Source organism: Pseudomonas putida (genome assembly GCF_001976065.1).
GTDB lineage: Bacteria > Pseudomonadota > Gammaproteobacteria > Pseudomonadales > Pseudomonadaceae > Aquipseudomonas > Aquipseudomonas serbica.
Genome location: NZ_MNAH01000010.1, coordinates 242603 through 257959, shown reverse-complemented (window position 1 = coordinate 257959; position 15357 = coordinate 242603). Strand labels below are relative to the sequence as shown.

The following is a 15357-nucleotide window of genomic DNA, read 5'->3' as shown; positions in this document are numbered from 1 at the left end:
GRAGGCGGTGGGTCAGGCGATGGAGATGTTGGCTGTGTCGGCCTYTTCGCTGGCAAGCCAGCTCCTACAGGTTTACGGGGCGCTGGCGGAATTTGCGTCTGGCCTAATCCTCTGTAGGAGCCGGCTTGCCGGCGAAGGCGGTGGGTCAGGCGATGGARATGTTGGCTGTGCCGGCCTCATCGCTGGCAAGCCAGCGCCTACAGGTTTACTGGTCGCTGGCGGAATTTGCGTCTGGCCTAATCCTCTGTAGGAGCCGGCTTGCCGGCGAAGGCGGTGGGTCAGGCGATGTAAATGTTGGCTGTGCCGGCCTCATCGCTGGCAAGCCAGCGCCTACAGGTTTACTGGGCGCTGGCGGAATTTGCGTCTGGCCTAATCCTCTGTAGGAGCCGGCTTGCCGGCGAAGGCGGTGGGTCAGGCGATGGAAATGTTGGCTGTGCCGGCCTCATCGCTGGCAAGCCAGCGCCTACAGGTTGCCGGAATTTGCGTCTGGCCTAATCCTCTGTAGGAGCCGGCTTGCCGGCGAAGGCGGTGGGTCAGGCGAGGGAGATGTTGGCTGTGCCGGCCTCTTCGCTGGCAAGCCAGCKCCTACAGGTTTACTGGGCGCTGSCGGAATTTGCGTCTGGCCTAATCCWCTGTAGGAGCCGGCTTGCCGGCGAAGGCGGTGGGTCAGGCGATGGARATGTTGGCTGTGYCGGCCTCTTCGCTGGCAAGCCAGCKCCTACAGGTTTACTGGGCGCTAGCGGAATTTGCGCCGGGCCTAATCCTCTGTAGGAGCCGGCTTGCCGGCGAAGGCGGTGGGTCAGGCGATGGAGATGTTGGCGGTGCCGGCCTTATCGCTGGCAAGCCAGCTCCTACAGGTTTACGGGGCACTGGCGGAATTTGCGTCTGGCCTAATCCACTGTAGGAGCCGGCTTGCCGGCGAAGGCGGTGGGTCAGGCGAGGGAGATGCTGGCTGTGCCGGCCTCTTCGCTGGCAAGCCAGCGCCTACAGGTTTACTGGGCGCTGGCGGAATTTGCGTCTGGCCTAATCCTCCGTAGGAGCCGGCTTGCCGGCGAAGGCGGTGGGTCAGGCGATGGAAATGTTGGCTGTGTCGGCCTCTTCGCTGGCAAGCCAGCGCCTACAGGTTTACGGGGCGCTAGCGGAATTTGCGCCGGGCCTAATCCTCTGTAGGAGCCGGCTTGCCGGCGAAGGCGGTGGGTCAGGCGATGGAGATGTTGGCTGTGCCGGCCTCATCGCTGGCAAGCCAGCTCCTACAGGTTTACTGGGAGGTCAGGCGTGGGAGATGTTGGCTTTCGCGGGCAAGCCTGCTTCCACAGCGGAGCGCATGATTGACAGGGTGTGCACGACCACCCACCCCCTAGTCCACTTTGACGATGAGCCCGTCCCCCCGCAGCCCCGATCATGGGCTGCACTCCGCCAGCGCACCCTGCGTGGTCGGCGGTTTCTTCCTGACCTCAGCTAATGGCATAACAACAATGACGGCTCAAGTTCAGTCTCAGACCCACTACGACGTGATCGTCGTCGGTTCGGGCGCAGGTGCGATGACTTCGGCGGTGTTCCTCGCCGACCAGGGTATGCGCGTGCTGGTGGTGGAGAAAAGCGACCAATACGGCGGCACCTCGGCGATCTCCGGGGGCGGTATCTGGATCCCCAACAATCACTACTTCGCTCGCCAGCGTGGCAACGACAGCTACGCCACGGCGCTGACCTATCTCAAGGCCGCGGCAGGCGAGCATGTCGATGAAACGCGCTTGCGAGCCTACCTGGACAACGCGCCGAAGATGATCGAACAGCTCACCCGAATCAGCCGGGTGCGCTACGCGGTGGCGGCGAAATACCCTGATTATTATCCGCACCTGCCGGGGGCGCTGCCCGGTGGGCGGACCCTCGACCCGGAGCTGTTCGACACCAGCCTGTTGGGTGAGGAACTGGCGAACCTGCGCAAGCCGTCGCCTTCAACCCTGCTGATGGGGTGCATCGCCTGGACCGCACGCGATGCGCACAAGGCCATGGCCCGCAGTTTTGGCTGGCGCCTTTTGATCATGAAACTGATGCTGCGCTACAAGCTGGACTTCAAATGGCGACGCAAGAGCAAGATGGATCGTCGGGCATCCCTGGGCAGTTCGCTGGTGGCTTCGTTGCGCCGCTCGCTGATGGACCGCGACGTACCGCTGTGGCTTAACACTGATTTCTGCGGCCTGGTCACCGATAACGGTCGGGTCAGCGGCGTCACCGTGCGGCGTGACGGCGCCGAGTTGCAACTGCAGGCGCGCCTGGGGGTGATCCTGGCCTCCGGTGGCTTTGAGCAAAACCAGGTCCTGCGTGACCAGTACCTGCCCAAGCCGACCCGCAGGGCCTGGAGCGCGACGCCGCCGGGCAATAACACAGGCGCGGCCCTGGAAGCCGGCATCGCCCAGGGCGCGGCCACCGCGTTGATGGATTGGGCCTGGTGGGCACCGACCATTGCCGTGCCGGGAGAAGACAAACCCCGGGGGATCTTCGCCGAACGTGCGTTCCCCGGCGCCATCGTGGTCAACGGCCTGGGCCAACGCTTTGTCAACGAAGCGGCGCCGTACCTCGAATTCGTCGACGCCATGCACCAGGACAACCAGAAAACCGGCGGCAAGTCGGTGCCGGCCTGGGTGATCTTCGACGCGCATTTCCGCTTCAACTACGCCATGGGTCCGTTGATGCCGGGCCAGATCATGCCCGACAGCCGCCTGCGCAAAGAGTGGCTCAACAATCTGTACTGGAAGGCTGACACCCTGGTCGGCCTGGCCCGGCAGATCGGCGTCGACAGCGCTGGCCTGGAGGCCACCGTCAACAAGGTCAACGGCTATGCCGAGAGCGGCGTGGACCTCGACTTCGCCCGTGGCGGCAACGTCTTCGACCGCTATTACGGCGACTGCAACATCAAGCCCAATCCATGCCTGGCGCCGCTGCGCAAAGGCCCGTATTACGCCATGCGCCTGGACGCCGGGGACATCGGCACCAAGGGCGGCCTGTTGACCAACGAACATGCCCAGGTGGTGCGCGATGACGGCTCGACCATCGCCGGCCTGTACGCCATCGGCAACTGCTCGGCGTCGGTGATGGGCACCAGCTATCCGGGCGCCGGTGGCACCCTGGGGCCGGCGATGACCTTCGCTTATGTCGCCGCCAACCACCTGGCCAGCCAGCGATAGGAGGGAGCATGTCAATGTCCGATAACCTCCCCAGCACCGACGTGTTGCCACCGTTGCAAGTGGCCGATGGCGACAGTGTGACCTGGGATGAACAATGCGACGTGCTGGTCGTCGGCTGGGGTGCGGCCGGTGCCTGCGCCGCCTTGGAGGCTCGCGCCCAGGGTGCCGACGTACTGATCGCCGACCGTTTCACCGGCGGCGGCGCCAGCGCCAAGAGCGGCGGGGTGGTGTACGCCGGTGGCGGCACGCGTCATCAACAGGCGGCGGGTTTCAACGACAGCCCCGAAGCCATGTTCGATTACCTCAAGCACGAAACCCGGGGTGTGGTCAGTGACGATACCCTGTGGCGCTTCTGTGCCGACAGCGTGAGCAACCTGCAGTGGCTGGAAAGCCACGGCGCACCCTACGCCCACCAGATGCCACCGGGTGGGGGCAAGACCTCATACCCGCCCGACGGCTACTTCCTCTATTACTCGGGTAACGAATTGGTGCCCGACCACGGCGGTCCCTTGCCGCCTGCACCACGAGGGCATCGCACCGTGGGCAAGGGGCAGGGCGGCGCGGTGCTGTTTGCCCATCTCAAGGCCGCGTGCCTGAAGGCCGGAGCGAAGACGCTGTTGCAGGCGGCGGCGCGACGACTGGTGACCGATGCCCAGGGGCGGGTACTGGGCGCCGAGTTCTGGTGCATGCCCGAAGCCAGCAAGGAAGCACAGCTGCATGCGCGACTGGCTACCCGCGCCGAACGCTTGCAGAACTTCGCCCCCGGCTATTGCAACAAACTGCGCCAGAAGGTCTGCCAACTGGAACGGGATTTCGCCCAGCCTCGCCGGGTGCGGGCGCGCCAGGGGGTGATCCTCAGCACCGGCGGTTTCATCTTCAATCGCCAGTTGCTCGAACAGCACGCGCCGAAGTTCCGGCGCAATTTCAAGGTCGGCGCCACCGGCTGCGATGGCAGCGGCTTGCGCCTGGGCGCCAGTGTCGGCGGCCAGGGCCGCGGGCTTGAGCGGGTATCGGCATGGCGCTTCATCAACCCGCCATACAGTTGGCACAAAGGCATTGTGGTCAATCGCGAGGGCCGGCGCTTCTGCAATGAAGAAGTCTACGGCGCCACCCTCGGCCAACCCTTGATGGAAGAGCAGGGCGGCAAGGCATGGCTGGTGCTGGATGCGCCGTTGCGCAAGAAAGCCATCCGCGAAGCGCTGTTCGGCGGCTACTGGTGGTTCCAGAGTTTCCCGGCCCTGGCGCTGATGCTGTTCAAGGTGCGCAAGGGCAAGAGCCTGACCGAGCTGGCCAGTGCGACGTCCATGGACCCCGCCGTGCTGCGCGACTCGGTACTGGCCGCCAACGCCGCCGCCCGTGGCGAGGCGCCGGAGCCGTTCGGCAAGTCCGAGGGCGGGCGCCAGGTGCTTGAACAGGGGCCGTTCTATGCCTGCGATATCTCGGTGACCAATCCGGTATTCCCCCTGGGCGCCCTGACCCTGGGCGGCTTGCGCGTGGATGAGCGCAGCGGCGCGGTGCTGGACCCGCAAGGCCAGGCCATCAGTGGCCTGTACGCGGCCGGTCGCAGCGCCCTGGGCATCCCTTCGCACCTGTACATCAGTGGCCTGTCCCTGGCCGACTGCGTGTTCTCCGGCCGTCGAGCCGGTGCCGCCGTCGCCCGCGCGCACAACCAGCAACCGCAAACCACCCACGCACACGAGATAACATGATGACCCTCGATCAAACCAACAAGAACGGACGGGTCCACGGCAAGGTTGCACTGATCACCGGCGGCGCCAGGGGTATCGGCGCTGCCAGCGCGCGCCTGCTGGCCGCCGAAGGTGCCCAGGTGCTGATCAGCGACCTGGACGTCGAGGCCGGCCAGGCGCTGGCGGCTGAAATCGGACCGACGGCCGCCTTCGTCCGCCACGACGTCAGCAGCGAAGACCAGTGGCGCCAGGTCATCGACCATGTGCGCGAGCGCTACGGTCGCCTGGATATCCTGGTCAACAACGCCGGCATCCTGATCGCCGGCTCGATCGAGGAAACCAGCCTGGCGGATTGGCACAAAGTAATGCGCGTGAACGCCGACAGCGTGTTCCTGGGCTGCCGTGAAGGCATCGCGTTGATGAAGGACAGCGGAGGTTCGATCATCAACCTGTCGTCCATCGCGGCCCTGGCCGGGCGCGACGATTACCTTGCCTACAGCGCTTCGAAAGGGGCGGTGGCGGCGTTGTCGCGTTCGGTGGCGGTGATGTGCCGGCGGCGCAAATACCGCATCCGCTGCAACACCCTGCACCCCGACGGCGTACTCACCGACATGACCCGCGGCGGCTTCCCCGAAGGCGTCGACCCCAACCGCCTGACTATCGACAGCGACCCAATGAACCGCATGTGCCGGCCCGAAGACGTGGCGGCCAGCGTGTTGTTCCTGGCCAGCGATGAGGCTCGGGCGATCAATGGTGTTGAATTGCGTGTTGATAGTGGGCAGATGGTGATGAGTATCTAGCGGCTTAGGTGGCCCCGTGGGAGCCAGGCTTGCCGGCGAAGAACGATGACGCGGTGTCACAGTCAAACCTCGCAAGCTTTGCACCATGTTCATCGTCAACCCGGAGCTCGATACCGAAACCTTGCTGGCCCATGCCTGTGAGTCGCTGGCTTCGGCCAATGTGATGACGCTGGATCTGGCGGATCATATGGCAGGGACCAGTCGCAATTCCCTGCTGGGGATTGCCCAGGTCATCATGCTGGGGGAACTGGCGGTGAATCGGGCGCTGGATCGGATTGATCGGGCTGTCTAGAAGATCAAAAGATCGCAGCCTGCGCTAGCTCCTGCAGGGGAACGCAAAACCTGCAGAAACCCCTGTGGGAGCGAGCCTGCTCGCGATGGCGGTGGGTCAGCCAACAGAGAAGTTGAATGGCAGGCCCCTTCGCGAGCAGGTTTTTTGCTAGTACCCCTCAAACCGCGCCGGACGTTTTTCGATAAACGCCTGCATGCCTTCCTTCTGATCCCGTGACGCGAACAGCAATGCATTGGCCTTGCGTTCCAAAGCCAGGCCGGCTTCCAGCGGGGCGTCCATGCCGGCCAGGATCACTTCCTTGATCTGTTCGGCGGCCAGGGCCGGCATCGCGGCGATGACGCGCGCCAGTTCCAGGGCGTGGGCCTGGACCTGGTCATCGTCCACCAGGTCGCTGACCAGCCCGGCCACCCAGGCGTCCTCGGCACTGATCGGTTGGCCGGTGAGCGCCATGCGCATCGCCTTGACCTTGCCCACCGCGCGCACCAGGCGTTGGGTGCCGCCGATGCCGGGCATGATGCCGATGCGGATTTCCGGTTGGCAGAAGCGCGCGCTACGTCCGGCGACGATCAGGTCGGCGTGCATCGCCAGCTCGCAACCGCCGCCGTAGGCGTAGCCGCAGACGGCCGCGATCACCGGTTTCGGGCAGTGCTGGATCGGCCCCCAGACCCGTTCGGTGTGGCGCTTGTAGATATCGATGGCACCGACCCCGGCCATGCTGTTGATGTCGCCACCGGCGGCGAACACCTTGTCACCGCCGGTCAGCACGATGCAGCGCACGTCGGGGTCGATCGCCAGCTCACTGAAATACCGCGACAGCAGCGCCTGCAGTTCCAGGCTCAAGGCATTGGTCGCTTGCGGGCGGTTGAGCCGCAGCAGGGCCACGCCGGGCAGGGGACGTTCGAGCAGAACCGGTGCAGCGGATGAGTCGGACATGGGCATCTTCGAAGACCAGGCAAGGTGTGAATGGCGCCAGTGTCCTGTTCACGGCGCTGAATTTTCATCGTCCGTTCAGACGTAGTTTGGCCCCAGGTTCGTCCCTAGAGTGGCTCTTGTCAGTAGAAAAGGAGCACATGATGGAGCTGCATTCGGGTCTTGATTACAGCGGCAAGGTGGTGCTGATCACCGGTGGCACCAAAGGCATCGGCGCCGGTATCGCGCTGGGATTTCTCGCTGCGAACGCACGGGTGATCGTCTGTGCCCGGCGCGAACCTGAGCAGGTGCCGACAGTGGGTGGCAAGCGCGCAACCTTCATTGCCACTGATGTGCGCGACCACGATTCCCTGCAACGCCTGTTCGCCACCATCGAACGCGACTTTGGCCGCCTCGACGTGGTGATCAACAACGCCGGCGGCAGCCCTGCCACAGACGCGGCCACGGCCTCGCCGCGGTTTCACGAAAGCATCATCGGCCTGAACCTGATCGCGCCGCTCAATGTCGCCCAGCACGCCAACCGGCTGATGCAGGCGCAGACGCAGGGCGGTTGCATCGTCTTTATCGGCAGCATCAGTGCTCTGCGTTCCTCGCCAGGCACCGCTGCCTACGGCGCGGCCAAGGCCGGGGTGCTGGCGCTGGTGCAATCGCTGGCGGTGGAGTGGGGGCCCAAGGTGCGGGTGGTCACGGTCAGCCCGGGACTGGTGCTGACCGATCAGGCACATCTGCACTACGGCTCCGAAGCCGGCATCGCCGCCGTCGCTGCCGGCATTCCGGCCGGGCGCATGGCGGTGGCCGAAGACATTGCCAACGCCTGCCTCTACATCGCATCACCGCTGGCCGGTTACGCCAGCGGTTGCAACCTGTTGCTGCATGGCGGTGGTGAACGCCCGGCATTTCTCGGCGCCGCGCAGGTGCTGCCCACCTGATCGACCTATTGCGGCGACCGGGTTCGGTGGCCGCCTTCAATGTGAAGGAGACGACTTTGGCTGATCCACAATTGCTATCCAATGTGCGCGCCCTGGTGGGGCGCGAGTACGGCCGCGTGTACGCCTGGGACGAGGTCAATGCCCCGATGATTCGCCAGTGGTGCGAAGTCATGGGCGTGGACAACCCGCTGTACACCGACGCAGGTTTTGCCCTGGGCACCCAACATGAGGGCCTGATCGCGCCGCCTGCGATGCTGCAGGTGTGGACCATGGAAGGCCTGCACGCCAACAACTATCCGCCTGGCTCCACCAACGAGAACCCTTACGAGGTGCTCAAGGAAATGGAAGCCTACGGCTACGCCTCCACGGTGGCGGTGAACTCCGAGCTGAGCTTCACCCGCCCGCTGCGCCTGGGGGAAAAGCTTTACTACACCACGCGCCTGGATTCGGTGGGCGACGAGAAAACCACCGCCCTGGGCACTGGCTTTTTCGTCACCCTGGTGATGAGCCACTTCGTCGAAAAAGCCGGCGGCGACGAGCCGGTGGGCGAGCTGCTGTTTCGTGTATTCAAGTTCCGCGCGGCCAATGCCCAGGCACCGGCCAAGGTTGAAGCGGCGCCGGCCAAGGCCAAGCGCCCGCTGCCGGGCATCAGCGACGACACCCGGTTCTTCTGGGAAGGCTGCGCGAAGGGTCAGTTGCTGATCCAGCGCTGCACCGCCTGCCAGACCCTGCGCCATCCACCGGCTCCCGTGTGCATCCAGTGCCACAGCTTTGACTGGGACACCCTCGAGGCCAGCGGCCGCGCCACCTTGTATTCGTTCGTGGTGATGCACTACCCCGAGGTGCCGCCGTTCGATTACCCCAACCCGATCGGCCTGATCGAGCTTGCGGAGGGCGTGCGCCTGATCGCCGGTCTGGTCGGTGTCGAGCGTGACCAACTGCAGATCGGCCAGCGTTTGCAGGTCGAGTTCCAGACCTTCGATGACCAACAGACCCTGCCGATGTTCCGGCCGGTAGAGGCATAGGAGCCATCCATGGATTTCGAATTGAGCGAAGACCAGCGCGCCATTGCGCAGATGGCCGACGGCCTGTTTGTCGACCATTGCCATGACGAGTACATGCGCCAGTGGGACACCAGCGGCGAATCGATGATGGCGCCTCTGTGGGCGCTGTGCATCGAGACCGGGCTGCACGCCCTGGCCATTCCCGAAGAGCACGGCGGCAGCGGCCTGGGCATGACCGAGCTGATGCTGGTACTGCAGGCCCAGGGCAAGGCCCTGGCCCAGGTGCCGTTGTGGCGCCATCAATTGGCGGCCGCGACCCTGGCCCGTTTCGGCGCGGGCGACAGTGCCGGGTGGGTGGCCAAGGCGGCGTCCGGCGAGGCGCTGCTGAGCCTGTCCATGGATGGCTTGAGCAGTGCTCGGGGCATTGAGTTGCAGGCGCAGGCGAACCCCGGGGGCTGGTCGATCGATGGCCGGGTCGCGGCCTTGTCCCTGGGTGACCAGGCCAGCGCTGCACTGGTGCTGGTACAGGCCGAAGGGCAGCCGCGCCTGCTGTTGCTCGACCTGGCGGCCCCTGAGATTCGACGGGTGTCGGCGGTGCTGACCCATGGCGAAGCCGCCGCGGACCTGCACATCGAAGGCTTGACCGTGAACGCCACCGCGCTGTTGCCGGTCGAGGCCGTCGCCTGGCTGGAGCTGCGTTGCACAGCGGCATTGGCAGCCCTGCAACTGGGGGTTAGCGAAGAGCAGATTCGTCGCACCGTGGCCTATGTCAGCGAGCGCCGGCAGTTCGAGCGCGTCATCGGCAGCTTCCAGGCGGTGCAGATGAGCATGGCCGACACCCATATCGCCGTCGAAGCCTTGCGCACCACGCTGTGGCAATTGGCCTACCGCATCGATGCCGACTTGCCGGCGCCCAGTGAAGCACTGGCCACGGCCTGGCTGGCCTGTGAAGCGGGGCACCGCATCGGCCATATCGCGCAGCACGTGCATGGCGGCATCGGCGTCGACCTGACGTACCCGATCCACCGTTTTCTCTACTGGAGTCGCGGCCTGTCCCTTGCCTTGGGTGGCTCGGCGGCAAACCTGGAACGCCTGGGCGACTGGCTCAACGATAACGACAAGCTGGGATGGAAATATGACCTCGAAGAACACCAAGCGCTTTGAAGACGTGCGCCCCGGCGAAGCACTGCCGGAGCTCGCGGTGCCAATCACGGTGACCCTGATCAACGGCGGCGCGATTGCCACCCGTGACTACTTCCCCGGTCACCACGACGCCGAGGCGGCCCGTGCCCTGGGTTCGCCCCACGTGTTCATGAACATCCTCACCACCAACGGGTTGGTGCAGCGGTTCATCGAGCAGTGGGCCGGGCCGCTGGCGCAGTTCACCGCGCTGAAAATCAAGCTCGGCGCGCCGAATTATCCCGGCGACTGCATGACCTTCAACGGCAGCGTCAGCGCACTCGACGCCGATACCCGCTCGGTGGAAATCACCTTGAGCGGCAAAAATTCCATGGGTAACCACGTGACCGGCACGGTCGCGCTGGTCCTGCCCTGACAGCCGGAGAGACACAGATGACTGATTCATCGATTTCCGGGCGCGCCGCGATCGTTGGCCTGGGCGCGACCGAATTTTCCAAGAACTCCGGACGCACCGAACTGCGCCTGGCCATGGAGGCCACCTTGAGTGCGCTCAAGGATGCCGGCATCGACCCGTCCGAGGTCGAGGGCTTCAGCTCCTACTCGGTGGACAAGGTCCCGGAGTACGAAATCGCCCGTTTACTCGGCTGCAAGGACGTCAAGTTCTTCTCCCAGGTACCCCATGGCGGTGGCGCGGCCTGCGGGCCGGTGATGCACGCGGCGATGGCGGTGGCCACCGGGGTGGCGAAAGTGGTGGTGGTCTACCGGGCCATGAACGAGCGTTCCTGGTATCGCTTCGGCACCGGCAACTACGGCTTCGCGGCGTCGCCGATCTTCGACAACGTCAACTACGGCTGGTACATGCCCCACGGCTTCCATACACCGGCCGCCTGGGTCGGCATGTTCGCCCAGCGCTACATGCACACCTATGGTGCCACCAGCGAAGATTTCGGCCGGATCGCGGTGGCTGCGCGGGATTTCGCCGCGACCAACCCCCAGGCGTTTTTCCACGGCAAGCCGATCACCCTGGAAGAACACCAGGCCTCGCGCTGGATCTGCGAACCGCTGCACCTGCTCGATTGCTGCCAGGAGTCTGATGGCGCCGTGGCGATGGTCATCACCTCGGCCGAACGCGCCCGTGACCTGCGGCAGAAACCGGTGAGCATCAAGGCCGGTTCCCAAGGCATCAGCCACGGCCAGCAGAGCATGACTTCATTCTACCGCGACGACATCACCGGGCTGCCGGAAATGGGCGTGGTCGCCCGCGAGCTGTATCGCCAGTCGGGCCTGGGCCCTGAATCGTTCCAGACCGCGGTGATCTACGACCACTTCACCCCGTTCGTGCTGCCGCAGCTCGAAGAGTTCGGCTTCGTCAAACGCGGTGAGGCCAAGGAATTCATCCGCGCCGGGCACCATGCCCGTGGCGGCAAACTGCCGATCAACACCCACGGCGGGCAACTGGGCGAAGCCTACATCCACGGCATGAACGGCATCGCCGAAGCGGTGCGCCAAGTGCGTGGCACGGCCGTCAACCAGGTGGCAGATGTGCAGAACGTGCTGGTCACCGCCGGTACCGGCGTACCCACCAGCGGCCTGATTCTCGGCGCAGCCTAAGGAGCAGCAGATGTTCGTCGACCTCACTCCCGAACAACATGCCCTGCGCCACAAGGTGCGGGACTATTTCCAGGCCCTGATGACCAAGGACATGCGCGAGCAGTTGCGCGGCAAGGAAGGCGGCGAGCTGTATCGCCAGACCATCCGCCAGATGGGCCGCGACGGCTGGCTCGCGGTCGGCTGGCCCAAGGCCCATGGCGGCCAGGGCTACGCCGCCACCGAACAGTTGATCTTCTTCGAAGAAGCCAACATCGCCGGTGCGCCGCTGCCGTTCGTGACCATCAGTACCGTGGGCCCTGCCTTGATGGCCCATGGCAGCGAACTGCAGAAAGAGCGTTTCCTGCCCGGGATCGCCGCGGGCGAAATCATGTTCGCCATCGGTTACTCCGAACCCGACGCCGGCAGCGATCTGGCGGTGCTGAAAACCAGTGCTCGCCAGGACGCAGAAGGCTTTTTGGTCAATGGCAACAAGCTGTGGACCTCGGGCGCCGAATCGGCCGATTTCGTCTGGCTGGCGGCCCGTACCGATCCGACCCAGGCGCGGCACAAAGGCATTTCGCTGCTGATCGTCGATACCACGACGCCGGGTTTCTCCCACACCCTGATCCACACCGTCGGCAATCCGACGGCGGCCACTTACTACGACAACGTGCGGGTGCCCAACGAGATGCTGGTGGGCGAGTTGCACGGTGGCTGGAAACTCATCACCTCGCAGTTGAACCACGAACGCCTGGGCCTGGGTACCTGGTCGGACAAGGTGGTGGCGCTGTTTCGCCGGGTCTACCTGTGGGCGCGGGCCCGCGATGAACAGGGCCGTCGGGCGATGGACAAGGCCTGGGTGCGCAGCTCGCTGGCCGAGTGTTATGCGCGCCTGGAGGCGATGCGCCTGATCAACATGCGCATCGCCGCCGACCTCGAACTCGACCGCATGAGCGTCGCGCTGAGTTCGACCACCAAGGTGTTCGGCTCGGAGTCGGCCATCGAGATCCTGCGCAAGCTGGCGGCGATCGTCGGTGCCAATGGCTCGATGCGCAGCGGTTCGGCGGCGACGCTGTTGGAGGGTGACCTGGAGTATGAGTTGCGCTCTGCAACGACCCTGACCTTTGGCGGCGGCACCAATGAGATCCAGCGCGAACTGATCGCCCAGTTTGGCCTCGGCATGCCGCGCACCCAACGCTGACGCTCGTCCATCAACAACAAGAACCGTACTCGCCCCGGCTCCGGGGCGGGTCGAAGGGGACTTTCATGAGCACTATCGAGCAATTTCGCCAGGACACCCGCGCCTGGCTGGAGGCCAACTGCCCGCCGTCGATGCGCACCGGCATGGCTGAAGGCGATGTGGTGTGGGGCAGCCAGAACCCGCAGTTTCCCTGTGAAGACGCGCGCCTGTGGTTCGAACGCATGCGTGACAAGCGCTGGTTCTGCCCCGAGTGGCCCGAGGAATATGGCGGCGCGGGCCTGAGCGATGAACAACTGGCGGTGCTGGAAAGCGAGATGCGCCGCCTCAAGTGCCGGCCGCCGCAGATCAACCTGGGCATCTGGATGCTCGGCCCGGTGTTGTTGGCCTACGGCAGCGAGCAACAGAAACGCGACCTGCTGCCGCCAATTGCCCGCGGTGAAGTGCGCTGGTGCCAGGGCTTCTCCGAGCCGAACGCCGGCTCCGACCTGGCCAGCCTGAAAATGGCCGCCCGCGATGCCGGTGACCACTTTGTGGTGGATGGCAGCAAGATCTGGACCTCCTACGGCGACAAATCCGACTGGATGTATGCCCTGGTGCGCACCGACTTCAGCGCACCAAAACACGAGGGCATCAGCCTGATCGTGCTGGACATGCGCAGCCCCGGCGTCAAGCCGCAACCGATCGATCTGATCAGCGGCAAGTCGGCGTTTTGCCAGGTGTTCTTCGACAGCGTGAAGGTGCCCAAGAGCCAGTTGATCGGGCCGTTGAACGGTGGCTGGAACCTGGCCAAGTACCTGCTGCAGCACGAACGCAAGGCGATGTCGAAATTCGGCGAATTCAGCCTGCCGTCGCACTTCGACCTGCTGGCCCTGATGCGCGAGTACGTGCCGGCGCCACAGAGTCAGAGCGAGCACGCTTTGCAGGCGCGGGCCACGGCCTGTGCGATGAACGAGCAGGCCTACAACCTGACTGTACAGCGCATGGGTGAACAGGCGCGGGCCGGCGATGACATCGGCGGCCTGATGTCGATCATGAAGCTTACGCACACCGAACAGGAGCGCGACAAGTTCGAAGTGCTGCTCGATGCCATGTCCGGGCATGCCTTCGGTTGGGAAAGTGCGACGTTCAGCGAGCAGCAACTGGCGGTGACCCGCTCCTGGTTGAACAGCTATGCGCTGACCATTTCCGGTGGGTCTTCGGAGGTCCAGTTGAACGTCATCGCCAAGCGTGTGCTGGGCTTGCCCGACGCAAAAAAAGGAGTCACCCCATGAGCCTGCGTTATAACGATGACCAGCGCCTGCTGGCCGACAGCGCCCGGGACTTTCTCGCCGCCCGCAGCCCAGTGAGTGCCCAGCGTCGACTGCGCGATGAGGCGGTAGCCCTGGGTTTCGACCCGCAACTGTGGCGTGACGCGGTGGGGCTGGGCTGGAGTGCGATCGCCTTTCCCGAAGCGTTCGGTGGCCTGGATTTCGGTTGCAAGGGCCTTGGGCCGATCTTCGAATCCATGGGCCGTAATCTGTCGGCCACGCCACTGTTGTCCAGCGTGGTACTGGGCGGTTCGCTGGTGCAGCTGGCAGGCAATTCGGCGCAGCAGGCGCAGTGGTTGCCAGCGCTGATCGGTGGCGAACAGCGCCTGGCCCTGGCCGTTGACGAACAGTCGCGCCATGACCCGCGTCGCATTGCCCTTGAGGCCAAGGCCGAAGGGCAGGGCTATCGCTTGCACGGCGACAAGTTCTGGGTGGTCGACGGCCTCGGTGCCGACGCCTATGTGGTGGCGGCGCGCACCTCCGGGCAGCCGGGTGAGACCCAGGGCATCAGTCTGTTCCTGGTGCCGGCGGATACGAAGGGCCTGACCGTCAGCGCCCTGGCGCTGATCGATTCGCGCAACTGCGCACGCCTGCAACTGGACGGCGTGCAACTGGGCAGCGATGCGCTACTGGGCACCTTGGGTGAGGGCTGGGCTGCGCTGGAAACCGTCCTGGACCGTGGTCGCACCTGTCTGGCCGCAGAGCTGTTGGGCATGGCCGAGCGACTGTTCGAAACCACCCTGGAGTACCTCAAGACCCGCGTGCAGTTCGACACGCCGATTGGCACCTTCCAGGTCCTGCAACACCGCGCCGCGCAACTGTACGTCGACCTGGCGCTCAGCCGCAGCGCCCTGATGGCCGCGCTGGCGACCCTGGACGACGCCAGCCTCGATGCCGGGGCCCGCGCTCGCCTGGTCAGCCTGGCGAAATGGAAAGCCGGTGACACGGCAATCAAGGTCGCCAACGAAGCGGTGCAGATGCACGGCGGCATTGGCGTCACCGATGAACTGGATGTCGGCCTGTACCTCAAGCGCGTGCGCGTGGCGCAGAGCTGCCTGGGCGACCGGGATTTCCATTGCGAACGCTACGCCACTAACGCGTAGGAGCCTGGCTTGCCCGCTCCCACAAGGGTTGCTGGTGTCCCCAACAGGTGAGTACGACTCACCACCCTGTGGGAGCGGGCTTGCTCGCGAAAGCGGGGGGTCAGGCAACGAGGATGTTGAATGTGCCGGCCTCTTCGCGAGCAGGCTCGCTCCCACATGGAATCGGAGGGGTACGCGGCATTTGAGTA

At 64.9% G+C, this 15357-nt stretch carries 12 protein-coding genes and 1 pseudogene; 12 read left to right on the top strand and 1 reads right to left on the bottom strand.

Annotated features, from left to right (window positions below; translation table 11 throughout):
* The first annotated feature begins 1475 nt into the window (after positions 1-1475).
* From BKX96_RS27580 to BKX96_RS27565, 4 genes and pseudogenes are all read left to right on the top strand, one after another.
* Positions 1476-3185, top strand: coding sequence for an FAD-binding protein (locus BKX96_RS27580; RefSeq protein ID WP_077185989.1), 1710 nt, complete (start codon positions 1476-1478; stop codon positions 3183-3185).
* Positions 3186-3193: 8 nt separating this feature from the next.
* On the top strand, positions 3194-4894 hold the full coding sequence (locus BKX96_RS27575) for an FAD-binding protein (protein WP_077185988.1): 1701 nt from the start codon (positions 3194-3196) through the stop codon (positions 4892-4894).
* Positions 4891-5673, top strand: coding sequence for a glucose 1-dehydrogenase (locus BKX96_RS27570; RefSeq protein WP_077185987.1), 783 nt, complete (start codon positions 4891-4893; stop codon positions 5671-5673). The genes BKX96_RS27575 and BKX96_RS27570 overlap by 4 nt, the downstream gene beginning before the upstream one ends.
* A 55-nt stretch (positions 5674-5728) precedes the next feature.
* A pseudogene (locus BKX96_RS27565) lies at positions 5729-5965 on the top strand (DUF6124 family protein); the annotation flags it as partial.
* Positions 5966-6112: 147 nt separating this feature from the next.
* Here the strand turns inward: BKX96_RS27565 and BKX96_RS27560 are convergent.
* A complete protein-coding gene (locus BKX96_RS27560; RefSeq protein ID WP_046817036.1) occupies positions 6113-6898 on the bottom strand; it encodes an enoyl-CoA hydratase in 786 nt (261 codons plus the stop codon).
* 140 nt (positions 6899-7038) lie between these two features.
* On the opposite strand from BKX96_RS27560, the gene BKX96_RS27555 reads away from it, so the two are divergent.
* The 8 genes from BKX96_RS27555 (at position 7039) to BKX96_RS27520 (ending at position 15169) form a co-directional block, all read left to right on the top strand.
* Entirely contained in the window at positions 7039-7824 is a 786-nt protein-coding gene (locus tag BKX96_RS27555; RefSeq protein ID WP_046817037.1) for an SDR family oxidoreductase, read from the top strand.
* Between the two features lie 56 nt (positions 7825-7880).
* A complete protein-coding gene (locus tag BKX96_RS27550; protein ID WP_082240512.1) occupies positions 7881-8849 on the top strand; it encodes a bifunctional MaoC family dehydratase N-terminal/OB-fold nucleic acid binding domain-containing protein in 969 nt (322 codons plus the stop codon).
* A gap of 9 nt (positions 8850-8858) precedes the next feature.
* Positions 8859-9992: an acyl-CoA dehydrogenase family protein gene (locus tag BKX96_RS27545; RefSeq protein ID WP_077185985.1), complete on the top strand. Its 1134-nt coding sequence runs from the start codon at positions 8859-8861 to the stop codon at positions 9990-9992.
* Positions 9964-10383: a MaoC family dehydratase gene (locus BKX96_RS27540; protein ID WP_046817040.1), complete on the top strand. Its 420-nt coding sequence runs from the start codon at positions 9964-9966 to the stop codon at positions 10381-10383. Before BKX96_RS27545 ends, BKX96_RS27540 begins: the two co-directional genes overlap by 29 nt.
* Positions 10384-10400: 17 nt before the next feature.
* On the top strand, positions 10401-11579 hold the full coding sequence (locus tag BKX96_RS27535; protein ID WP_046817041.1) for a lipid-transfer protein: 1179 nt from the start codon (positions 10401-10403) through the stop codon (positions 11577-11579).
* A 10-nt stretch (positions 11580-11589) separates the two neighbouring features.
* Positions 11590-12759, top strand: coding sequence for an acyl-CoA dehydrogenase family protein (locus BKX96_RS27530; protein WP_046817042.1), 1170 nt, complete (start codon positions 11590-11592; stop codon positions 12757-12759).
* Positions 12760-12824: 65 nt separating this feature from the next.
* On the top strand, positions 12825-14030 hold the full coding sequence (locus tag BKX96_RS27525) for an acyl-CoA dehydrogenase family protein (RefSeq protein ID WP_077185984.1): 1206 nt from the start codon (positions 12825-12827) through the stop codon (positions 14028-14030).
* Positions 14027-15169 carry an acyl-CoA dehydrogenase family protein gene (locus BKX96_RS27520; RefSeq protein ID WP_077185983.1) on the top strand — a complete coding sequence of 381 codons (1143 nt, stop codon included), beginning with the start codon at positions 14027-14029 and terminating at the stop codon, positions 15167-15169. Before BKX96_RS27525 ends, BKX96_RS27520 begins: the two co-directional genes overlap by 4 nt.
* The last annotated feature ends 188 nt before the right edge of the window (positions 15170-15357 follow it).